18 protein-coding genes, 1 pseudogene and 1 riboswitch are annotated in these 21,556 nt (G+C 61.5%); of the genes and pseudogenes, 7 read left to right on the forward strand and 12 right to left on the reverse strand.

Annotation, left to right across the window (positions count from 1 at the left end; translation table 11 throughout):
* Positions 1–51 precede the first annotated feature (51 nt).
* Entirely contained in the window at positions 52–4,539 is a 4,488-nt protein-coding gene (locus EKH80_RS11040; protein WP_126684822.1) for a DEAD/DEAH box helicase, read from the forward strand.
* 84 nt (positions 4,540–4,623) lie between these two features.
* A complete protein-coding gene (locus EKH80_RS24440; RefSeq protein ID WP_126684993.1) occupies positions 4,624–4,788 on the forward strand; it encodes an addiction module protein in 165 nt (54 codons plus the stop codon).
* Positions 4,789–4,814: 26 nt separating this feature from the next.
* On the opposite strand, the gene EKH80_RS11050 is transcribed toward EKH80_RS24440, so the two are convergent.
* Entirely contained in the window at positions 4,815–5,186 is a 372-nt protein-coding gene (locus EKH80_RS11050; protein WP_126684823.1) for a nuclear transport factor 2 family protein, read from the reverse strand.
* Between the two features lie 114 nt (positions 5,187–5,300).
* On the opposite strand from EKH80_RS11050, the gene EKH80_RS11055 reads away from it, so the two are divergent.
* A complete protein-coding gene (locus EKH80_RS11055) occupies positions 5,301–5,822 on the forward strand; it encodes a dihydrofolate reductase family protein (protein ID WP_126684824.1) in 522 nt (173 codons plus the stop codon).
* A gap of 91 nt (positions 5,823–5,913) precedes the next feature.
* Here the strand turns inward: EKH80_RS11055 and EKH80_RS11060 are convergent, their stop codons facing one another.
* Both EKH80_RS11060 and ftrA read right to left on the reverse strand, forming a co-directional pair.
* Positions 5,914–7,494: a S10 family peptidase gene (locus EKH80_RS11060; RefSeq protein WP_126684825.1), complete on the reverse strand. Its 1,581-nt coding sequence runs from the start codon at positions 7,492–7,494 to the stop codon at positions 5,914–5,916.
* Positions 7,495–7,571: 77 nt separating this feature from the next.
* Entirely contained in the window at positions 7,572–8,567 is a 996-nt protein-coding gene (gene ftrA, locus EKH80_RS11065) for a transcriptional regulator FtrA (protein WP_126684826.1), read from the reverse strand.
* A gap of 79 nt (positions 8,568–8,646) precedes the next feature.
* Here ftrA and EKH80_RS11070 point away from each other — a divergent pair, with 79 nt between their 5' ends.
* Positions 8,647–9,039: a rhodanese-like domain-containing protein gene (locus EKH80_RS11070; protein WP_126684827.1), complete on the forward strand. Its 393-nt coding sequence runs from the start codon at positions 8,647–8,649 to the stop codon at positions 9,037–9,039.
* Positions 9,040–9,041: 2 nt separating this feature from the next.
* Positions 9,042–9,506 (forward strand): GNAT family N-acetyltransferase, encoded by a 465-nt coding sequence (locus tag EKH80_RS11075; RefSeq protein ID WP_126684828.1) that lies wholly within the window; start codon positions 9,042–9,044, stop codon positions 9,504–9,506.
* An 87-nt stretch (positions 9,507–9,593) separates the two neighbouring features.
* Here EKH80_RS11075 and EKH80_RS11080 read toward each other — a convergent pair whose 3' ends face one another.
* The 4 genes from EKH80_RS11080 to zwf form a co-directional block, all read right to left on the reverse strand.
* Positions 9,594–10,238, reverse strand: a complete 645-nt coding sequence (locus EKH80_RS11080) for a bifunctional 4-hydroxy-2-oxoglutarate aldolase/2-dehydro-3-deoxy-phosphogluconate aldolase (RefSeq protein ID WP_126684829.1) — start codon at positions 10,236–10,238, stop codon at positions 9,594–9,596.
* A 59-nt stretch (positions 10,239–10,297) separates the two neighbouring features.
* A complete protein-coding gene (gene edd / locus EKH80_RS11085; protein WP_126684830.1) occupies positions 10,298–12,106 on the reverse strand; it encodes a phosphogluconate dehydratase in 1,809 nt (602 codons plus the stop codon).
* A 173-nt stretch (positions 12,107–12,279) separates the two neighbouring features.
* Positions 12,280–12,975: a 6-phosphogluconolactonase gene (pgl, locus tag EKH80_RS11090; protein ID WP_126684831.1), complete on the reverse strand. Its 696-nt coding sequence runs from the start codon at positions 12,973–12,975 to the stop codon at positions 12,280–12,282.
* Positions 12,972–14,462 carry a glucose-6-phosphate dehydrogenase gene (gene zwf, locus EKH80_RS11095; protein ID WP_126684832.1) on the reverse strand — a complete coding sequence of 497 codons (1,491 nt, stop codon included), beginning with the start codon at positions 14,460–14,462 and terminating at the stop codon, positions 12,972–12,974. Before zwf ends, pgl begins: the two co-directional genes overlap by 4 nt.
* A 188-nt stretch (positions 14,463–14,650) precedes the next feature.
* On the opposite strand from zwf, the gene EKH80_RS11100 reads away from it, so the two are divergent.
* Positions 14,651–15,403 (forward strand): GntR family transcriptional regulator, encoded by a 753-nt coding sequence (locus EKH80_RS11100; protein WP_126684833.1) that lies wholly within the window; start codon positions 14,651–14,653, stop codon positions 15,401–15,403.
* Positions 15,404–15,571: 168 nt separating this feature from the next.
* Positions 15,572–15,795: riboswitch (cobalamin riboswitch) on the forward strand.
* Between the two features lie 134 nt (positions 15,796–15,929).
* Complete coding sequence (locus EKH80_RS11105; RefSeq protein WP_329955479.1) at positions 15,930–17,828, forward strand: TonB-dependent receptor domain-containing protein; 1,899 nt, start codon at positions 15,930–15,932, stop codon at positions 17,826–17,828.
* Positions 17,829–17,888: 60 nt separating this feature from the next.
* On the opposite strand, the pseudogene EKH80_RS24445 reads toward EKH80_RS11105, so the two are convergent.
* From EKH80_RS24445 to EKH80_RS11130, 5 genes and pseudogenes are all read right to left on the reverse strand, one after another.
* Positions 17,889–18,029, reverse strand: a pseudogene (locus EKH80_RS24445) (integrase core domain-containing protein); the annotation flags it as partial.
* Between the two features lie 558 nt (positions 18,030–18,587).
* Positions 18,588–18,965, reverse strand: a complete 378-nt coding sequence (locus EKH80_RS11115) for a hypothetical protein (RefSeq protein ID WP_126684834.1) — start codon at positions 18,963–18,965, stop codon at positions 18,588–18,590.
* A 49-nt stretch (positions 18,966–19,014) separates the two neighbouring features.
* A complete protein-coding gene (locus tag EKH80_RS11120) occupies positions 19,015–19,362 on the reverse strand; it encodes a hypothetical protein (protein ID WP_126684835.1) in 348 nt (115 codons plus the stop codon).
* Positions 19,363–19,602: 240 nt separating this feature from the next.
* Positions 19,603–19,977 (reverse strand): hypothetical protein, encoded by a 375-nt coding sequence (locus tag EKH80_RS11125; RefSeq protein WP_126684836.1) that lies wholly within the window; start codon positions 19,975–19,977, stop codon positions 19,603–19,605.
* Between the two features lie 561 nt (positions 19,978–20,538).
* Positions 20,539–20,931, reverse strand: coding sequence for a hypothetical protein (locus tag EKH80_RS11130; protein WP_126684837.1), 393 nt, complete (start codon positions 20,929–20,931; stop codon positions 20,539–20,541).
* Positions 20,932–21,556 lie beyond the last annotated feature (625 nt).

A 21,556-nucleotide genomic window follows, 5' to 3' on the forward strand; every position in this document is an offset into this window, starting at 1 on the left:
CTATGTCATGATCCACGAGCCTTGAGCCCGTGCGACTACGGGTTACTATCGATGCCCTTGCAAAACTTCCATCCCGCAGTTGCCGCCTGGTTCGGCAACACTTTTCCGGCGCCGACCTCCGCGCAGGCGGCCGCCTGGCCGGCGATCAGGGCAGGGCAACACACGCTGGTCGCCGCACCCACCGGTTCGGGCAAGACGCTGACCGCCTTTCTTGCCGCCATCGATCAGCTGGTGCGGGAGAGCGTGGCTCGCGGCGGCACCCTGCCGGACGAAACGCGCGTGGTGTATGTGTCGCCGCTGAAGGCGCTGTCCAACGACATCCACATCAACCTCGAAGCACCGCTGGAAGGCATCGGCGTCGAACTGGAAAAACGGGGCCTGCCAGGCGCCCCCATCCGCACCGCCGTACGCACTGGCGACACGCCGCAGGCCGAGCGCAGCCTGATGCGCAAGGCGCCTCCGCATATCCTGGTGACCACGCCGGAATCGCTGTACGTGCTGATGGGCTCGCTGTCCGGACGCGAAATGCTCAAGAGCGTGCGCAGCGTGATCGTCGACGAAATCCACGCCGTGGCGACGAGCAAGCGCGGCGCCCATCTGGCCATTACGCTGGAGCGGCTGGAGGCGTTATGCCAACGGCCGTTGCAGAGGATCGGCTTGTCGGCAACCCAGAAGCCGATTGAAGACGTAGCGCGATTTCTCGTAGGGAAGGGGACTGGCTTGGCCCCCTCTCCGCTGAGAGGAGAGGGCTGGGGCGAGGGGCAAAACGCGCCAGATGCTCCCGAAGAACCTCAGCTGTTTACGGCAGACCTCTTCGCAAAAGCCGACTCTCACCCCAACTCCCTCAGCGTAGGAGAGAGGGAGACGTCGTGCGCCATCATCGACGTCGGCCACACTCGCGCCCGCGACCTCGCTATCGTAGTGCCGCCGGTGCCGCTGGAAGCGGTGATGTCCAACGATGCCTGGGAACTGGTCTACAACCAGCTCACGCAGCTCGTCGAACAGCACCGCACCACCCTGGTGTTCGTCAACACGCGGCGCATGGCCGAACGCCTGGCGCGCCATTTGTCCGAACGCCTGGGCCACGAAGCCGTAGCCGCGCATCATGGCAGCATGGCGAAGGAACAGCGCCTGGATGCCGAGCAACGCCTCAAGCGTGGCGAGCTGAAAGTGCTGGTCGCCACGGCCTCGCTGGAGCTGGGCATCGATATCGGCGACGTGGACCTGGTGTGCCAGCTTTCTTCGCCGCGCTCCATCGCTGCGTTCCTGCAACGCGCCGGCCGTTCCGGTCACGCGGTGAACGGCACTCCGAAGGCACGCCTGTTTCCGACCAGCCGCGACGACCTGGTTGAGTGCGCCGCCATGCTCGACTGCGTGCGCCGTGGCGAACTGGACACCTTGGTCCAGCCGCCGCAACCGCTGGATGTGCTGGCCCAGCAGATCGTGGCCGAAGTTGCCTGCGCGCCATGGGATGAAGATGCACTGTTCGATCTGGTACGCCGCGCGTATCCGTATCGCACGTTGCCGCGCGACACTTTCCGTGCCGTGGTGCGCATGCTGGCTGAAGGTTTCACCACGCGGCGCGGCGCGCGTGCCGCTTATATCCATCGTGACGCCGTGCATCACGCACTGCGCGCACGACGCGGTGCGCGGCTTACCGCCGTAACTTCAGGCGGCACCATTCCCGATACCGCCGATTACCTGGTGGTGCTGGAACCGCAAGCCACCATCGTCGGCACCATCAACGAGGATTTCGCCATCGAAAGCATGGCCGGCGACATCTTCCAGCTCGGCAACACCAGCTATCGCATCCTTCGCGTGGAGCGTGATCGCGTGCGGGTGGAAGACGCGCAGGGAGCACCTCCCAGCCTGCCGTTCTGGCTGGGCGAGGCACCGGGCCGCAGCAATGAATTGTCCGTGGGCGTGTCGCGTTTGCGCGAAGAGCTCGCCAGCCGCATCGACGCCGGCGGCGTGCAGGCGGCCTTCGACTGGCTGCGCGAAACGCTGGGCTTGGGCGAATCCGCCGCCCAGCAGATCGTGGAATACCTGGCCAAGGCCAAGGCCGCGCTGGGCGTGATGCCTACACAGTCCACCCTGGTCTTGGAGCGTTTCTTCGACGAATCGGGCGGCACCCAACTGGTGATCCACACGCCATGGGGCAGTCGCATCAACAGGGCGTGGGGCCTGGCGTTACGCAAGCGCTTCTGCCGGCAATTCAACTTCGAGCTGCAGGCGGCGGCCACCGAAAACGCCATCGTGCTTTCGCTTTCCACCAGTCACAGCTTCCCGCTGATCGAGGTCGCGCGTTACCTGCACAGCAATAGCGCTGAACACGTGCTGGTGCAGGCGTTGCTCGATGCGCCGCTGTTCCCGGTGCGTTGGCGCTGGAACGCTGTCACCTCGCTGGCCTTGCCGCGCTTCACGGGCGGCAAGAAAGTACCGGCCCCGCTGCAGCGCATGAAGAGCGAAGACCTGCTCGCCAGCGTGTTCCCCGACCAGGTCGCCTGCCTGGAGAACATCGTGGGCGAGCGGCAGGTTCCCGATCACCCGCTGGTCAACCAGACCCTGCACGACTGTCTGCGCGAAGCGATGGACGTAGATGGCTTGCTGGACGTCCTGAAGAAGATGGAGTCCGGCGCCATCGACGTCGTCGCGTGCGACCTCACCGCACCCAGCCCGCTGGCCAGCGAAGTGCTCAATGCGGCGCCTTACGCTTTCCTCGACGACGCGCCGCTGGAAGAGCGCCGTACGCGTGCGGTGCAGACACGTCATTGGAACGGCATCGAGGACACCGACGACCTGGCCAAATTGGATCCGCAAGCCATCGCGGCCGTGCGCGACGAAGCGTGGCCGCAAGTGCGCAGTGCGGACGAAATGCACGAAGCGCTCAATGGGCTCGGTTTCGTCACAGCGCAAGAGGCACACGCCCATCAAGGATGGATCGATTGGCTGCATAAACTCGCCAAGGTCCATCGGGCGACGCTGTTTGCTCCTTCCCAGGGCGTATGGATCTGCGCAGAAAAGCTGCCCATGTGGCAGGCCGTGCATGCGCACGCTGCCCTGTCCCCGCCCATCAGCGCGCCGGCCGAATACGCCGCGCAAACCTGGACTCGCGAAGACGCACTGCTGGAACTTGTGCGCGGCCGCCTCAGCGGCCTTGGCCCCAGCACCGTGACTGCGCTCGCCGCCTCGATGCAGGTGGAAAGCACCGACATCGACCTCGCCCTGATCCGGCTGCAGTCCGAAGGCTACGTGATGCAGGGCCGCTTCTCGCCGGACGCAAGCGAAACCGAATGGTGCGAACGCCATCTGCTCGCGCGCATCCATCGCTACACCATCGGCCGCCTGCGCCGTGAAATCGAGCCGGTCAGTCGCCGCGACCTGATGCGCTTCCTGCTCGAATGGCAGCACGCCACGCCCGCTGCGAAACTGCGCGGCCCGGATGCATTGAGCGCGCTGCTCAACCAATTGGAGGGTTACGAAGCCGCTGCCGGCGCCTGGGAAAGCGAACTGCTCGCCAGCCGCATCGAGGATTATTCGAGCCGCTGGCTGGACGAACTGTGCCGCTCCGGCCGCATCGGCTGGAATCGCCTGCGCAGCGGTGGCGGCAGCGGCGGACCGGTACGCGCCACGCCCATCGTGCTGCTGCCACGCCGGCAGTTGGCGGTGTGGACGGCCATGGCCGATCGCAATCAGGAACAGGAAGCGCTGCTTTCGTCGCGCGCCCAGGCGGTTGCCGAGGCATTGGCCGCCCATGGCGCACTGTTCTTCGACGAGCTGCTCGACGCGGCACATCTATTGCGAACCGAACTGGAGGATGCGCTAGGCGAACTGGTTTCCGCCGGTCGAGTGACATCCGACAGCTTTGCCGGCTTGCGCGCCTTGCTCACGCCTGCGGCCAAACGCGAATCGCCTCGCCATCGCCGCGTGCGCCGGCATGCCTTGAGCGAAATCGAGGATGCCGGCCGCTGGTCATTGGTACGCAAGTTGCCCGCTGTCGCGGCCCCCCGGGGAGAAGCGGCGGCTTCGCGGGATGGTGCCGCTGACGATCCCATCGAACACATCGCGCGCGTACTGCTGCGCCGCTACGGCGTCGTTTTCTGGAAACTGCTCGAGCGCGAAGCTCCTTGGCTGCCTTCGTGGCGCGAATTGCTGCGCGTCTACCATCGCCTGGAAGCCCGCGGCGAGATCCGCGGCGGCCGTTTCGTGGAAGGACTGGTCGGCGAACAATTCGCCCTGCCCGAAGCCATCGCCCAGTTGCGCAGCATCCGCCAGCGACCGGCGGAACAACTGCGCGCTACGCTCAGCGGCAGCGATCCCCTGAACCTGGTCGGCACCGTCCTCGCCGGCGACCGCTTACCCGCCCTGGCCGGTACACGCGTGCTCTACGAAGATGGCGTGGCGGTGGCTGCCCTGGTCGCCAACAAGCCGCAGTGGCTGATCGAAGGCGATCTGACGCAGCAACGGCGCTGGTACAACGCCCTACTGAGACGCCCGGAACCTGACGGCACCAGTGATGTGACATACGCTCATCGCTGATTTCCTCCTTTGTCGGTCGCAAGCCATGGATCTGAAATCTCTCGACGATGAAATGCTCAGCTTTATTGTCAGGAGAGCGCGCAACTGGCTTTTGACCTGATCGAAAGCCTGGAATCGCTTTCACCGTTGGAAATCGAGCAGCTCTGGACGCAGGAAGCGCTACGCCGCAGTGAACACATTGATGCTCAATGGGTCGCTCTGACAGGCGCAGACGCTGTTTCAGCCAAAGCTCACGCGTTGTTACAGTGAGTATCTGGTTTCATCCTGCGGCCTATTCAATCGCTGTAGTCGGCGATATAAATCAACCGGCCTTCGCGTTCGCGATATTCACTGCGCCCATCCAGCTCGATGCTTTGCCCGGCGCGCACGCCGTTGGGAAGATCGACGGCGAAGGTGCCCAGAAAATGGACTTGCGCATAGGCCACGCCGGCCGCTTCGCTGTAGGTCGTGATGGTCTGGTGCCGCGCCGAAAACAGATATGTTGAATTTTCAGCAAGCTGGCGCAGCTCATGGATGCCTTCGGTGCGTACGCTGAGCACGCCGGCGGTGTAGTTCTCGAAGATCACCTCGCTGTGCATGGTAGCGAGCATGGCATCGACGTCGATGCGGTTGTAAGCGTCGATGTAGCGTTCGATAAGGGCGCGCATGAGGTTTCTCCCGGCAACGTAGGGGAGCATACCGGACTTGCGCAGCCTGCTGCCGCAATCAAGACGGCAGGCGTAAGATCGGCCGTATCGAGGCTCCACCCAGGAGGTATTGCGATGAAAGCATCCGTCTTCGTGGGCGTAAGCGTCGACGGCTTCATGGCCAGGCTCGACGGCGGCCTGGATTTCCTGCCGGCGGACGGCGGCGAGCCGCACGGCTATGAGGAGTTCATGAGCACGGTCGACGCCCTGGTCATCGGACGCAAGACCTATGAGACCGTGCTTGGCTTCGGCGGCTGGGCCTATGGTGAGAAGCCGGTCTTCGTATTGAGCTCGCACGAGCTTGCGCCGCCGCCGGCTGGCGCCATCGCACGGCACATGTCCGGGGAGCCGGGGGAGATCGCTGCCAAGCTCAGCGAGCAGGGCATCCGCCACATCTACGTGGACGGCGGCGTAACCATTCGAGGCTTTCTGCGCGCCGGGCTCATTCAACGGCTCGTCATTACCCGCGTGCCGGTGCTGATCGGCACGGGCATCCCGCTGTTCGCAGCGATCGAACGCGACATCCGGCTGAAACACGTTGCCACGCGCTCCTATACCAGCGGCTTGGTGCAGAGCGAGTATGAAGTCGTGACGTAGGCTGGGATGGCAATCGTAGGCTTACGTTGCGAAACCCAGCATTGCCATCACGCAATCCGCGATGCTGGGATTGCCACCCCAGCCTATCTGGCTAGTGTTTCTTGACGTTGTCCGTCTGCGCAATGAAGCGCGCCACGTTGTCATGCAACAGCTTCAACGAATCCTCGTGCGCATACACCATGTGTCCAGAGGGATACCACGCGTAGGTGACATTGTTCATCAGCGCGGGCTGGATCGGCATGTGATGCATCTCGTAGTCGGCCGCGTAGAACGGTGTGGCCAGATCGTAATAGCCGCCGTTGAGGAATACTTTCAGATCCGGGTTGGTCTTCATCGCCTTGGCCAGATCCGGCATCACGTTGACCGAGCCATCGTGGCCGTTGTGCTTGAAGCTCCAGTCATTGGCATCGGCGAATTCGCGGTAGACCTGGTCCTGGCCGAACTTGAGGTCCTTGCGCACGTAGTCGTTGAAGGCGGCGATATAGGCGGAACTGATCGCGGACGATTGCGGATCGTATTCGGCTTCCTTGCTCAGCGGATCGAGCGACGGGCCGGCAAAGCGGGAATCGAGCCGGCCGGTGGTGTCGCCGCTATCGCCCAGCAGTTCGTGTTCGAACATGCCGCCGGTGACGCGCAGGTCGGCCTTCAACAGATAGGCCACGGGCAGGCCGGTGTATTGGTGCAATTTTTCGGCGACGGCCTGTTTGCGCGCGTCGTCCAGGCGCGAGCCTTGCATCAAGGCCTGCGCATAATCGCCCAGCGCAAATTGCTCCACTTCCTGCAGAAAGGGTTCCAGCGCTGCCGTTTGCTGCGGCAGCTTGTGATGATAGTACGCGGTAGCCGCGAAGGTCGGCAGCGCCACTTCATAGGGCAGATCGACACCCGGATTCTGGTCGGAGCCGTCGATGCTGGTATCGAAGTTCAGGATCTGCGACAGCAGGATCACGCCGTTCAGATCAACGCTGTTTTCATTTTCCAGGTCGTTGGCCAGCACGGCGGAGCGCGTGGTGCCATAGCTTTCGCCGAACAGGTATTTGGGCGAATTCCAGCGCCCGTAGCGTGAAAGGAACTGGGTGACGAACTGGGCAAAGGCATGGCCGTCACCATCGACGCTGTAGATGTCCTTGCGTCGATCCTTCATCTGCTCCTCGCGCTTGGCGGCATCCGGGTCGTTGGCGATCAGGCGGCTGAAACCGGCGCCGGGCGCGTCGATGAACACCAGATCGGAGGCATCGAGCAGGCTGTAGTCATTGTTTACCAGCTGATAGGGTGCGGCCGGCGTATGGCTGTCGTCCTTGGTGAGGACGCGGCGCGGACCGAAAGCGCCCATGTGCAGCCAGACCGTGGCCGAGCCCGGCCCCCCGTTGTAGATGAAGGTGACGGGGCGCTTGGCGGCGTCTGCGCCTTTCTTGAAGTAGGCCACGTAGAACATGCTGACACTGGGCTCGTTTTCCTTGTCGCCTTTGCCGTGCAGGACGATGGTGCCGGCCACGGCCTGGTAGGCGATGTGCTGGCCTTCGACCGAAACCGAGCCTTCGCTGGCGGAGGCCTGGGGATGCACCAGTGCCGCTTCCGGCTTCGACTCGTCCGGCGCCTTGTCTTTTTTGTCGGCCGCGGCAGCGTTGCCTAGCAGCAGCGCGGCCAGGGCGAGAGCGAGCGGAAGCTTGCGCATGCAGATTCCTTGGGTAGAAAAGCGAAGCGGGACTCGCAGCTTAGGCGGCCGGCACGGCAGTTTTCATACGCCAGAAGTCACTGTGCCGTCGTATGCGCGAAGCGCTCGCGATAGCGGGCCGGGCTCACTTTCAGCACACGGCGGAAGTGGTGGCGTAGCGTATCGGCACTGCCGTAGCCGCAGGCATCGGCGATCCGCTCTACGGGCCACTGGCTGCCCTCCAGCAGTTCGCGTGCGCGGACCAGGCGTTCCTGTGTCAGCCATTGCTTGGGCGAACAGCCGGTGGCCTCGTCGAAACGGCGCAGGAACGTGCGCTCGCTCATGCGCGCGCGTTGCGCCAGTTCGGCCAGGGGCAGCTGCTGGTCCAGATGGCGGCGCATCCATTCCAGCAGCTTGCCGAGGGCAGCACCCTGCTCGGGCAGTGGCGCGGGAATGAATTGCGCCTGCCCGCCATCGCGATGCGTGGGTACCACCGCGCGGCGCGCCACCTGGTTGGCGACACGCGGGCCATAATCGCGGCGTATCAAGTGCAGGGAAAGATCGATGGCGGCAGCACTGCCGGCCGAAGTCAGCACGTCGCCCTCGTCGACGTACAGGACGTCCGGCTCGATCCGGATGCGCGGGTGACGCTGCGCCAGAGCTTCCGCATAACGCCAATGCGTTGTGGCAGAACGCCCATCCAGCAGTCCGGTCGCCGCCAGCACGAAGACGCCCGAGCAGAATGAAAGCAATCGCGCACCACGCTTGTGCCCTGCGCGGATGGCTTCGAGTAGCGCTGATGGAGGTACTGCATCCACACCGCGCCAACCCGGCACGATGATGGTGTCGGCTTGTGCAAGCAGCTCCAGCCCGCTATCGGCTTGTACACGCAGGCCACCGGCGGCGCGCAGCGGACCACGCTCTACCGCACACGAGGCAAAGCTGTACCAATGTTCGAATTCCGGCCGCTTGAGGCCAAACATTTCCACGGCAATGCCGTACTCGAACGTACACAGCCCGTCGTAGACCAGCGCTACGACGCGATGATTGGCCGGCCCTTGCCCGGCACGGGAACGCTTTGGCGATTTTTTCATGATACCTGGCATTCTTGCCAATGTCGCCCGGCAGCGCCAGTGCCCACACTGTGCCCATCCTCAGCACGGAGCATTACCCATGAGCACGGTCGTTACCCGCATTCCCGCCGCCGCGAGCCAGCAGGCACTGGCGCATTTCGAAGCACGGCTCGCCTATGAGACCGATTGCGCCGACGTCTGGTACGCCACCCGGCACGAAGCGAAGGATTTCGTGCTGTTGGACGTGCGTACGCCAACGCTGTTTGCAGCCGGCCACGTCCCCGGCGCAATCAATATGCCTACTCGCACGATCAGCGAGCAGCACCTGGCCGAGTACGCGCCCGATACGCTGTTCGTGGTGTATTGCGCCGGGCCGCATTGCAACGGCGCGAACAAGGCTGCCGTGAAGCTGGCGCAACTGGGACGGCCGGTCAAGGAGATGATCGGTGGCTTGACCGGCTGGATCGATGAAGGCTTTGGACTGGAACGCTAAAGATGGAGACCTCCGTGCAGGTTCGCCGCGCCGTTACGGCAGACGTCGCCTTGCTATTGCCGCTTTGTGCCGAGCATGCGGCGTTTGAGCGGCTGGCCCCTTCGAGCGAAGGCGGCGTGGAGGAGCTTGTGCGGGCGCTTGGCGCAGCGTCGACGCTATATGCGTGGATAGCCATGGCCGGTGATACAGCGGTTGGCTATTCCAGCGCCACGCTGGATTTTTCCACCTTGGATCGCGCGACTTATTTGCACATGGATTGCCTGTTCGTGCGCGACGGCTGGCGCAATCACGGCGTCGGCCGTTTGTTGTGGAATGCGGTGCATGCGTTCGCCGGCGAGCGGGGGTGCCGCAACGTGCAATGGCAGACGCCGGAATGGAATGCCGACGCGACGCGCTTCTATCGGCGGCTTGGTGCGTTGGAGACGATCAAGCGGCGGTATGTGCTGCCACTCAGAAGTACGGTGTAGGCTGGGTTGCGAAACCCAGCATTGCCATGCATGCAGCCGCGCGATGCTGGGATTGCCATCCCAGCCTACGCATAGGGCTGGTGCGACTTAGCCGTGCAGGGCGGCAGCTTCGCGCGCCAACTGCTCGATGCCAGCCCAGTCGCCTGCCTTCAGTTTGTCCCCCGGCGTAAGCCAAGAACCGCCCACGCACAGTACGTTGGGGAGCGAGAGGAAATCTTTCGCCGTAGCCAAGGAAATGCCGCCCGTGGGACAGAAGCGGATCTGCGGCAACGGGCTGGCCCACGCACCGAGGAGCTTCGCGCCACCGGCGGGAACGGCCGGGAAGAACTTCAGGTGGCGGTAACCGCGCTCCAGCAATGCCATGGCTTCACTCGCCGTGGCGATGCCCGGCAACAAGGGCAGGGCGCTGTCGTCCGCAGCGGCAAGCAGCCTGGGCGACATACCGGGCGAAACCGCGAAGCGGGCGCCGGCTTTTTCAGCCGCCTGCAAATCGTTTGCCGTGAGCACGGTGCCCACGCCGATCACTGCGCCCTCCACTTCCGCGGCAATCGCCCGAATCGCATCGAGCGCGGCCGGCGTGCGCAGCGTCACTTCGATCGCCGGAATACCGCCGGCTACCAGCGCGCGCGCCATCGGCACGGCATGCCTGGAGTCTTCGATGATCACCACCGGAATGACCGGGGCGAGGCGCATGGTGGCTTCGACTTGCTGTTGCTTGGCTTCGATGTTCATCGTTGTTCCGTAATGTTCTGTATGCCGTCATTCCCGCGAACGCGTGAATGACAGTTGCTTCAAAGCACGCCAGCGCCCAGATCGGCCGCGACGGCATTGCGCCGGAACAGCGTGAACAGCTCGCGCCCCATGCCGTGCTGGTGCCTGGAAAGATCCTCGACCGCCGGTGTGCGGGCATCGAATTCAGCGGCGTCGACCAGCACGTCGAGCGTACCCTTCACCGCATCCAGGCGAATGATGTCGCCGTCGCGCACCTTGGCAATCGGGCCACAGTCGTCCGCCTCCGGCGTTACATGGATCGCCGCCGGCACCCGGCCGCTGGCGCCGGACATGCGGCCGTCCGTAACCAGCGCGATGCGATGGCCGCGATCCTGCAAAACCGCCAGCGTGGGCGTCAGCTTGTGCAGTTCCGGCATGCCGATCGCGCGCGGCCCCTGGAAGCGCACCACCGCGATGAAGTCGCGATTGAGTTCGCCGCGGTCGAATGCGCGCTTGATGTCGTCCTGGTCGTGGAACACCACCGCCGGCGCTTCGATGACCAGGCGATCTTCCGGCACCGAAGACACCTTGATCACCGAACGGCCGAGATTGCCGTTGAGCATGCGCAAACCGCCATCGGCCCGAAATGGTTCGCTTACGCCGCGCAGCACGCCGCGATTGCCGCTTTCCTTCGACACCGGCTTCCAGCTGAGCTGGCCGTTTTCCAGTTCCGGTACCGTGGCATAAGCCGACAGTTCGCTGCCCGCGATGGTACGGGCGTCGCCATGCAGCAAGCCCCCACTCAGCAGCTGATCGATCAGGAACGCCATGCCACCCGCTTCGTGGAATTGATTCACGTCGGCATAGCCGTTCGGATACACGCGCGCCAGCAGCGGCACTACCGACGACAGCGCGTCGAAATCCTCCCAGCGCAGGGCGATGCCGGCCGCCTGCGCGATCGCCACCAGGTGCAGCAGATGATTGGTGGAGCCGCCGGTGGCATGCAGTCCGACCACGCCGTTGATGATGGCGCGCTCGTCGACGACATGGCCGATCGGCAGATGCTCGCCAGCCTTGCCCAGAGCCGCGCAACGATGCACTGCTTCGGCGGTAAGTGCATCGCGCAGCGGCGTTTCCGGCGCGACGAAGCTGGCGCCCGGCAGATGCAGGCCCATGATCTCCATCAGCATCTGGTTGGAGTTGGCCGTGCCGTAGAACGTACAGGTACCGGGCGAGTGGTACGAAGCGGCCTCCGCTTCCAGCAACTCCTCGCGGCTGGCCTTGCCTTCCGTATACGCCTGGCGCACTTTCGATTTCTGTTCATTGCTGATGCCGCTGGGCATCGGGCCACTGGGCACGAACACGCCGGGCAGATGGCCGAAGCTCAATGCGCCGATCAGCAGGCCCGGCACGATTTTGTCGCAGATACCCAGGTACAACGCGCCGTCGAACATGTCATGCGACAACGCCACGGCGGTAGTCATGGCGATCAGGTCGCGCGAGAACAGCGACAGCTCCATGCCCGCGCGACCTTGCGTAACGCCATCGCACATCGCCGGCACGCCGCCGGCCACCTGGGCCGTGATACCGGCCTGACGCGCCACCGCGCGCATGAATTCCGGATAGCGCTCATACGGCTGATGCGCCGAGAGCATGTCGTTGTAGGAAGTGACGATGGCGAGATTAGGCGTGTGCCCCTCACGCAAGGCGGCTTTGTCTTGCGTGTTGCAGGCGGCAAAACCGTGGGCCAGGTTGCCGCAGGAAAGCCGCGCGCGGTGCGGACCATCGATGATGGCGTTGTTGATACGCTCAAGATACGCCGTGCGCGTGTCGCGGCTGCGCTCGCGCAGGCGTTCGGTGACTTTGGCAACGACGGGGTGCAAACTCATTTCATACTCCGGCCGAGCTTGCTCGGCGTTGATGCTTTGCTTGAACTTGCTCTGCCGTCATTCCCGCGAAAGCGGGAATCCATCTTGCTCTAACGCAAACAGCAAAGATGGATTCCCGCTTTCACGGGAATGACGGCCATGTGGGGCGCGCCGATGCATCGGGGTGTTCCGCATTACGGACACCAGTAGATATCCAACGGCCGACCGGCGCGCAGCACACTGGCAATCGGCAGCTCACTGCCCGGCATTTCAGCCTGCGCCAGCAACTCGCGCTTGTCCTGGCCTTGAATATGCAGATACAGCGCCTGCGCCTTCAGTAGCACCGGCAAGGTGAAGGTGATGCGCGGCTCGCCCGCGCCCGGCGCACGCATTGGTAGCACCAGCGCAGTGTTGGACAGATCCAACGCCTCGCTCAGGCGATCGCCACCGGGAAAAAACGAAGCCGTGTGCCCATCCGGCCCCATGCCCAGCACGATCACGTCGAACGGCTGCTTCAACGCTGCTACTCGTGAACGCACTTCGCCAATGCCTGCTTCGGGCGTGGCTGTTTCCACGTACAGGGGCATGAATTCAGCATCTGCGGCCTTGTGTTGCAGCAGTAGCGACTCCACCAGCCGTGCGTTGGAACGCTCGTCGGTGTCGGGCACCCAGCGCTCGTCGACCAGCGTGACGGTAACGCGCGACCAATCCAGCACCTCGCCGGAAAGTGCTTCGAACAGGCGCTTGGGCGTGCTGCCGCCGGAAACGGCAATCAGCGCTTCGCCGCGCGCCTCGATGGCCACACGCAACTTGCCTGCGATGCTGGCCGACAAGGCCTTGGCCAGCGCCTGTCCATCGTCGAACGCATGCAAGGCGCGCTGCTCGCTCACTGTTCGAAGTCCTCGTCCCAGGTGCGGCCGTCGCGTTCGATCAGCGCTACCGCGGCGCTCGGACCCCAGGTTCCGGAGGTATACGGACGCGGCGCCTCACCGCCCGCCGCCCACGCGGCCAGGATCGGATCGGCCCAGTTCCAGGCGGCTTCCACTTCGTCGCGGCGCATGAACAAGGTGGGGTTGCCGCGTACCACATCGAGCAGCAGGCGCTCGTAGGCATCGGGCTGCTGCACGCCGAAGGCTTCGGCAAAACTCATGTCCAGCGGAACGTGGCGCAAACGCAGGCCGCCCGGGCCGGGGTGCTTGATGGTGAGCCACAGCTTCACCCCTTCATCCGGCTGCAGACGCAGCACCAGGCGGTTCTGCGCCAGCGGGCCGGCGGAGGCGGTGAAGATGGAGTGCGGCACCGGCTTGAACGCCACCACGATTTCAGACACGCGCTCGGCCAGGCGTTTGCCCGTGCGCAGATAGAACGGCACGCCGGACCAGCGCCAGTTGGCGATTTCCGCCTTGAGGGCCACGAAGGTTTCGGTGCTGGAATGCTCGACCTTCGATTTGCTGGTGCTGTTCAGGTCTTCGATATAGCCGGGCACGCTCTTCCCTTCGCCCACGCCAGCGCGGTACTGACCGCGCACGGTGAGCTGGGAAGCGTTGGTTTCGTTGATGGCTTTAAGCGCGTGCAGCACCTTCAGCTTTTCGTCGCGTACCGCATCGGGTGAAAGCGAGGAAGGCGGCTCCATCGCCACCATGCACAACAGTTGCAGCATATGGTTTTGCACCATGTCGCGCAGCGCGCCGGCGTGATCGTAGTACGGGCCCCGGCGTTCCACCCCCAGCGTTTCGGCCACGGTGATCTGCACGTGATCGATATGACCGGCGTTCCACAGCGGCTCGAACAGCGCGTTGCCGAAGCGCAGCGCCAGCAGGTTCTGCACCGTCTCCTTGCCGAGGTAGTGGTCGATACGGAAGGTCTGCGATTCGGCGAACACGCGGCCGACGTCGTCATTGATGCGGTTGGCGCTGGCCAGGTCGTGGCCGATCGGCTTTTCCAGCACCACGCGCGACTGGCCCTGGTTGAGGCCATAGCCGCCCAGGCGCTGGCAGATATCCACGAACAGGTCGGGCGAAGTGGACAGATAGAACACGCGTACGTGGTCGGGACACTCACCCATCAGCTGGGCGAATTCGTCCCAACCGGCGTCCTTGCGGGCATCCAGCGGACGGTATTTCACCAACTGGAGGAAAGCGTCGAGCTGGTCGCCCTGCTTGGCGGCCGCCCCATTGAGCGCGCTGCGAACCTGGTTGCGGTAACCATCGTCATCCAGGCCTTCGCGGGCCACGCCGATGATGCGGCTGCCGGGCTGGATCTGTCCGTCGACATAGCGGTGGAAGAGGGCAGGGAGCAATTTGCGTACGGCCAGATCGCCGGTGCCGCCGAAAATCACCAGATCGAACAGCTCGACCGGTAGTGCAGGTGCAGTCACAACTCACCTCTTTGGAATGCGGGCAGCCGCCAGGACGCAGCCGCCAGGGAAGCCCGATGGTACCAATGCCGTACCAGGCAATACCAGTCCTTTGTGCAGTGCAATCGTATGCAATTTTTTCCTAAGCTGGGCGGGCCTGGCGTCGCCCTCCGGTTGTGGGAGTGGTTACGCATTGGTATTGTGCAAGCATGCAAAATGCCTTGGCCGAGGAATACCGGCGCCTGAGCCGCGATACCACCACCCACCAGCCGCTGGCTTACCTGCGGCTGCGGCGGGCCATACGCAATGTGATCCAACATCGCGACATCGAACCCGGCCAGACCCTGCCCAGCGAGCGCGATCTATCGCAAGCCCTGGGTTTGTCGCGGGTGACGGTGCGCAAGGCGATTTCCGGCCTGGTCGAGGAAGGCTTGCTCACCCAGCGCCACGGCGCCGGCACCTTCGTGGCCGAGCGCATCATCAAGCCGATGTCGCGCCTCACCAGCTTCACCGAAGACCTGCGCGCGCGGGGCCTGCATCCGCGCTCCGAATTCTTCGAACGCAGCGTGGGCGAGGTGACGCCGGAGGAATCGATGGCGCTGAATCTTTCTCCCGGCGTGCTGGTGGCGCGACTGCACCGCGTGCGCTATGCGGAAGACGAGCCGTTGGCGATCGAGCGCAGCGTGGTGCCAGCCAGCGTGCTGCCGGATCCGCACGAAGTCCACGACTCGCTGTACGAGGCGCTGGAAAAGTACGACTGTCGTCCGGTGCGCGCCTTGCAACGCTTGCGGGCAGTGCTGCTTGGCGCACGACAGGCCCGGCTGCTGCATGTGAGCGCGGGCAGTGCGGGATTGCATATCGAGCGGCGCGGTTTTCTCGACGATGGGCGCGTGGTGGAGTTCACCACGTCGTGGTATCGCGGCGATATCTACGATTTCGTCGCGGAGCTGCAGACGGATTGAGCGATACCCCTATCGCATGACTCGGTAGCGCGCAGGCTGGGATGGCAATCCCAGCATCGGGCTTTCGCGTGCAAAGCCGGGATTGTCATCCCAGCCTACATGCTACTTGGCGCTGACGTGCCATGGCATGGGAAAGTCGATCATTTGTCCTGCGCCTGCTTAACCGCTACAGTGGCGCCCGTTCCAGGTGTCCCAAGGCTCAAGCCTGAAGGATGAAACGGGAAGCCGGTGCGCTGTTCGCACAGCAAGGCCGGCACTGCCCCCGCAACGGTAAGCGAGCATTTCGAGCGATCACGCGCCACTGTGCTAGAGCATGGGAAGGCATCGTTCGGCGGCATGCAGCGATGCATGCACTCGCGAGTCCGGAGACCGGCCTGGAACAGGTTCTGGCGCTCGCGGTGGGCGAGGCACGGAGTTCGCGCCGCGGTGCCTTGCGCCTGCCCGCTTTTCCGTTCCCCTGGCCCATCCGGCACCGGCTCGCTCATGCTTGCGCCGCGCGGGGACGTGCGGCAGGGAAACATCCATCGTGCTGAAGAAAACTTCGCTGGCAGCTGCTTTGCTGCTTCCACTGGCCGCACAGGCTGCTTACGCCCAATCCACCGCTGAACAGAACGGCACGCTGGAGCCGGTGATCGTTACCGCCACGCGCACTGCCGTCACGGCCAATGAGACGCTTTCGTCGGTGAGCGTGATCACGCGCGAGGACATCGAACGCTTGCAGCCGGTGTCGATAGCCGACCTGCTTACCGGACTGCCGGGCGTATCGATCGGGCAGGCCGGCGGCGTCGGCGCGCAAACCTCGCTGTACCTGCGCGGCAGCAATGCCACCCACGTGCTGGTCCTGATCGACGGCGTGCGTATCGGCTCGGTGAGCATCGGGCTGCCGGCGCTGGAGCAGATTCCGATGCAGGCCATCGACCGCATCGAACTCGTGCGCGGGCCGCGCGCCAGCCTTTATGGCTCCGATGCGATCGGCGGCGTGCTACAGGTTTTCACCAAGCACGGTCAGGCCGATGGCGGTATTTCGCCTTCGGTGAGCGTCACCGGCGGCAGCCACGGTTACGTCAGCGGACAGGCCGGCGTGTCCGGCGGCGATGCGCATCTTTGGTACAACGCCAGCCTTGGCGGCACCTACACCGGCGGCATTCCCAATTGCCGCATGGGCGCGGCGGAACTGGGGGTGGCGTGCTACGTGGACGATCCGCGCAACGACACCTACCGCAACTGGAACGGCTTCGCCAATTTCGGCTATCGCTGGGACAACGGCACTGAACTGGCCTTCAACTGGCTGCGCAGCAAGAGCAACGCAGAATTTGCCGGCAGTCCCTACGTGGGCAACGACAGCATTGAGGAGCAATACGTAGCCGGCGCGCGCTTGAGCTTCACGCCGCTGTCGCTGTGGAAAGTCACGCTCAATGCCGGACAGAGCCGCGATGATCTGGCTTCCTATTACCAGGGCAGCTACATCGGCAATTACTACCCTCGTATACCCACGGGCTATTTCAATTCGCGCCGCAACCAGGCCTCGTGGCAGAACGACATCACACTGGCCGCGAATCAGCTGCTTACCGTGGGCGTGGACTACCAGCAGGAACACGTCGCCAGCGACACCCGCTTCGAACGCACCTCACGCGGCGATACCGGTACGTTCGTGCAATATCAGGGCACGTTCGGCCGCAACGAGATTCAGCTGGCGGCACGCCACGACCACAACGACCAGTTTGGCAACCACAATACCGGCTCGGCGGCATGGGGCTACCACTTCGAGCACGGCCCGGTGCTGTCGGTGAGCTATGGCAGTGCCTTTCATGCACCAACCTTCGACGACCTGTATTTCCCGCCGTATGGGGCCATTCCCACCGCCAACCCGGATCTGAAGCCGGAAACTTCACGCAGCGCGGAGATCGGCCTCACGCAGCAGTTGCAGCACTGGAATTGGGGCGTCAATGCCTACCAGACCACCATCAACAACCTGATCGTGCTGGACAACAACTACGTGCCGCAAAACCTGAGCCGCGCACGCATCCGCGGCCTGGAGGGCCAGTTCGGCTTCCACCTGGACGATTGGCGCGTCGAGAGCTACCTCACCCTGATGCAGCCGAAAAACCATGACGGCGGCCCCAACAACGGCAAGCTGCTGCAGCGTCGTGCACAACGCACCGCACGCATCGACGTCGACCGCAAGCTGGGACAATTCAACCTGGGCGCCAGCTTCTTCGCCGCCAGCCAGCGTTACGACGATATCGCCAACACGCGCCGCATGGGTGGCTATGCGACCACCGACCTGCGCGCCAGCTATGCCTTCGCACCCGGCTGGCAGCTGGAAGCGAAACTGGCGAACGTGTTCGATCGCAACTATGAGACCGTGTATTACTACAACCAGCTGGGACGGACCTGGTATTTGACACTGCGCTATGCCCTTTGATCGAAGGCATTTGAATTCCCTTCCCGCTTGCGGGAAGAGCGCCTGTCGACTCCCCGTAATTCAGTGCCAGATCAAATCAGAGGTCGCCGGTTCGTTTTGAACTCGAAACTCGGCAGGCGTCAGTCCGCCGAGGCTGTCATGGGGAATTTCCTGGTTGTAGTCGGCCAGCCATTGCTCGGTATGTTCCGTTACCGTTTCAAGTTCCGGATAGGCGCAACTGTAACTTGCGTCGTTTGGCGTAAAGGGCGACCCGCAGGCATGGTCATTTGGACCACGGCGGCAGGCACAAAATAAAGAACGCAGCGTGTCCAGCATTCCGCTACGCAGAGACGGCGCGGGCACGGTTTCGACCTGGGAGCTATTCGAGAGGTCTCGCGTGATGGCTGGAATCGGGCAGCCATCGTCATTGGGTTGTTCACTGGTATCTTCGAGCCACACTCTGAAAGCAGGCACTCACGTGTGTAGTGCCATGTAAATATCTCATCCCTTCATTTGCGTCGTATCGCGTAACGCGTAGCTGGGATGGCAATCCCAGCATCAGGATGTCTCACTTGCAAATCCGGTATTGCACCCATGCTTAGGCGCGACCACTACGAGCTAGGAAGGGCATGGCTTTACGTTGCAGTGCACGCCTTGAGCAAACTTAGGCTTAGTTCCCTTCTGCGCGTGCAAGAAGGGATCCGGCATGGGGGTCTCACATGCAAAGCCGGGATTGTCATCCAAGTACCTACGCGCTAACCATCTGGGGATATGGATGAATCAGAACGGTCGACTATCGCCTTCATAGTCAATCATCGCGCCTGTTACTCCATTGCCAGAACACCAAATAATAATTTGTTCATCCTCTTTGGCCGCCTCTTTAAGCAGATTAAACGTCATCCGCCCGCTTGGGGTATCAAGGCCGTAGCCTGGATCGCTGGGAGCCTCAAGATATCCCAGTCCATCTTTATCGTGGAAGCCGACCCTGAATTTAGTCTTGTCTGCATTTGTTCCAGCTTCAAGAAAAGTGATGCGGTCTGCCACCCTCGCGCCAATGTCGGTTCCTACTACGCAAGCCGAGTAAGTAGGTCCCGCGTAGCTATTCAAGCACAGCATCGCAATCGCCATCGCACAGGTAGCCTTTGTCATGCATTTCATAGTTGATCCTCGCCTTTTCAGGACGTAAAGATGAATAGCCACTAGGCCATTAATTAGGTGAAGTGCTTCCGTCCTGAGTAAGCCAAAGGCCATCGATAGAAGTACCATCACAACGCACTTTGACCGTCGCCCCGGTAGCGTATCCTGCCAAAGCGATGGCAAGCATGGCTTTCCCATACTCAGTTTGCACACCATAACTCGATGAAAGATTGGACCAATCACCAGGCTTCTGGCTGCTGAAGTGTATTCTTGGATTGTAGTTCTTATTGTCGTACTGGAGGCCAGTTATATAAATGGGTTTACTTTGATCCGGACAGGTCCATCCAGCAAAGGCAAAATCAGAAACGAGAAGTGTGGATAAAGCAACCCATACCACAATGGGTTTTAAGGGCTTCATAGGTATAATTTCCTGTCGTGACGTTTTTTAAATTTAGGCCCTTTCATCTGCCATGGACGCGTACCCGAGTCATCGATGCAGGACCAAGTTATCGCTTTCTTTTCAATCAGCCAATGCAATGCTTCGTTGGGGATAAGTTACGTTATCCGATACCACCGCAAGGATAGCCACATCCGTTTTTCAATGAGCGTCATACCAAACTTGCCAGGTTATGGTAAGTATTCAATGACCGTTCTACCATCAACTAGGTGGCACGCTACCCGAATCGCTCATCCAGATGCTATTCACTGTGGGAGCTCCAGAAGCCCCAGAATTAATTACACAATCTACCTTGATTTTTCTGCCCGTAACATACGCTGTCAACGCGGTGGCCAGCATTGACTTCGCATAATTGCTTCTAACACCATAGTGGTACGCCAAGTAAGTCCAATAGCCTGGTGGTTGGCTTGCAAAGTGAATCCTTGGTTGGTAGTACTTATTGTCGTACCCAACACCTATTACAACTTGTTCTTGGTCCTTATTTGGACAGCTCCACTCAGCAAGAGCGTAGTTTGAAAAAAAAACATGGGTTAACACAACCAATATCCACACTTGCTTTTTCTTCGTGGTATTCATTTTTTACTCCCGCTGTAACGCTCGTTTTTTCCATTTAGCGCCACTAACAAAACCTGCACTAGCGACACCGTCATTCCGGTGAAGGCCGAGACGCTTCACAACAGCGAAGCTGGTCAATCCACACTTTGTGTGCGCCATGGATTCCGGCCTCCGCCGGAATGACGGCTTGAGACATCCCCTTGAGACATTCCTAGTGGCTCTTAGTGATGAAATGGATTCCATTGCCTTTCGCCGCCATGAAAAATCTCCAACGACCTTGCACTTTGAACTCGGTATGCATCGATCAGCGCATGGCTGTCTAGGCTAGAACACCGTCAGGTTCTGCAGTAACTTACGCGCTTTGAAGCCGTTCGCGTCAATTTACCGATACTGGGTCCACACCACCCATTTCCGCCGCGTTCCTTGGTCCATTAAATTTTCTATAAGGCTTGTTACGCCAAGGCCCTGCATGGTTGATATGGCCGACATCAATCGCCGCATTTACTTACGAGTCACTATCGATCGTGTCACTTTGTGCTTCAGCGGCTGATGCGGTGCGATAACTTACACTCGCCCTCCGCCTCAATTGTCTGGAATACCGCCATCGTCGGTAATCGTGAAACCTTGAATATCAGCGTAATAATTTCTGCCGTCTGAAGAATTAAAAAAAACACCACATCGTGTCCTGACCTGTGCTTGAGTTGAATACGCTGTTAATGCAATGGCTAGCATGACCATCCCGCGTGGCGTATCTACACCATGGGCGCTTGATAGCTTCGACCAATCTCCGTATTTCTGGTCGTCAAATTGAATCCTTGGTTGATAATCAGCCACGCCAAACCCCAGACCGTATACATGTCGACGGCCACCTTCAAAACTATCTTTATTTCGACATTCCCACCCAGCAAAGGCGTAATCAGACGCGAATAGCGCGCATAACCCGGCGAAAATGGTCGCAGATCTGACAAATATCATTATAAATCCTCGTTTTGTAGCTGACTCTCTTGGGCTCGATCCCATATTGAATAGGTCCAACTCCTTTGAACTTGAAATGCGCTGACCTGCGCTAACTCAGCCGACATGAAGGGAGATCGTTGCTTCCTTGCCATACAGCCGCCTTGATCCCTCGTTGAGTTCAGCCAAGTTACCTGCCAGCTCTGACACTGTGCGTCAGTTCCAGGCCGGATCAAGATAATTTGAACCTGTTACTCAAATAATTTCGCCTTCGAAGAAATTGTTTCAACGGATTATGGAAAGGTGCATGATGCAGCCAGAGGGGCAAGGCCCTCGTCGTTCGCCGATGCTGGGATGCCGATCCCCGCGTCGTCACGATTTAATGTGACGTTGGGAATACATCCGGCCTACAACGACGCTCCGAGCCTGAACGAGCGGAAGAAAGGCATCCAGTCGACGGTATTTCCGCGCAAGGAGGCACGCTTGAGAAGGGTTTCGTTTCCATTACCTGTGAGATTCACACAACCCAGCGTTCCATGCCTTCCGGCACGGCCCGACTTCAGGCACATTTACCCTTCTGGCCCCCAAGGCATAAAGGTGCCCATGAATGCGCCCTTCTTTTTGCTTGCGCCACGGCCTGCGCGGG

Origin of the sequence: Dyella choica (assembly GCF_003977665.1) — a bacterium.
In the GTDB taxonomy this organism is placed as follows: domain Bacteria; phylum Pseudomonadota; class Gammaproteobacteria; order Xanthomonadales; family Rhodanobacteraceae; genus Dyella_B; species Dyella_B choica.

Bases quoted from the DNA above. Each gene is read 5' to 3' on its own strand.
- EKH80_RS11040 (WP_126684822.1), top strand. From the start codon at position 52: ATGCCCTTGCAAAACTTCCATCCCGCAGTTGCCGCCTGGTTCGGCAAC.
- EKH80_RS11050 (WP_126684823.1), bottom strand. From the start codon at position 5,186: ATGCGCGCCCTTATCGAACGCTACATCGACGCTTACAACCGCATCGAC.
- EKH80_RS11055 (WP_126684824.1), top strand. From the start codon at position 5,301: ATGAAAGCATCCGTCTTCGTGGGCGTAAGCGTCGACGGCTTCATGGCC.
- EKH80_RS11060 (WP_126684825.1), bottom strand. From the start codon at position 7,494: ATGCGCAAGCTTCCGCTCGCTCTCGCCCTGGCCGCGCTGCTGCTAGGC.
- ftrA (WP_126684826.1), bottom strand. From the start codon at position 8,567: ATGAAAAAATCGCCAAAGCGTTCCCGTGCCGGGCAAGGGCCGGCCAAT.
- EKH80_RS11070 (WP_126684827.1), top strand. From the start codon at position 8,647: ATGAGCACGGTCGTTACCCGCATTCCCGCCGCCGCGAGCCAGCAGGCA.
- EKH80_RS11075 (WP_126684828.1), top strand. From the start codon at position 9,042: ATGGAGACCTCCGTGCAGGTTCGCCGCGCCGTTACGGCAGACGTCGCC.
- EKH80_RS11080 (WP_126684829.1), bottom strand. From the start codon at position 10,238: ATGAACATCGAAGCCAAGCAACAGCAAGTCGAAGCCACCATGCGCCTC.
- edd (WP_126684830.1), bottom strand. From the start codon at position 12,106: ATGAGTTTGCACCCCGTCGTTGCCAAAGTCACCGAACGCCTGCGCGAG.
- EKH80_RS11100 (WP_126684833.1), top strand. From the start codon at position 14,651: ATGCAAAATGCCTTGGCCGAGGAATACCGGCGCCTGAGCCGCGATACC.
- EKH80_RS11115 (WP_126684834.1), bottom strand. From the start codon at position 18,965: ATGAAATGCATGACAAAGGCTACCTGTGCGATGGCGATTGCGATGCTG.
- EKH80_RS11120 (WP_126684835.1), bottom strand. From the start codon at position 19,362: ATGAAGCCCTTAAAACCCATTGTGGTATGGGTTGCTTTATCCACACTT.
- EKH80_RS11125 (WP_126684836.1), bottom strand. From the start codon at position 19,977: ATGAATACCACGAAGAAAAAGCAAGTGTGGATATTGGTTGTGTTAACC.
- EKH80_RS11130 (WP_126684837.1), bottom strand. From the start codon at position 20,931: ATGATATTTGTCAGATCTGCGACCATTTTCGCCGGGTTATGCGCGCTA.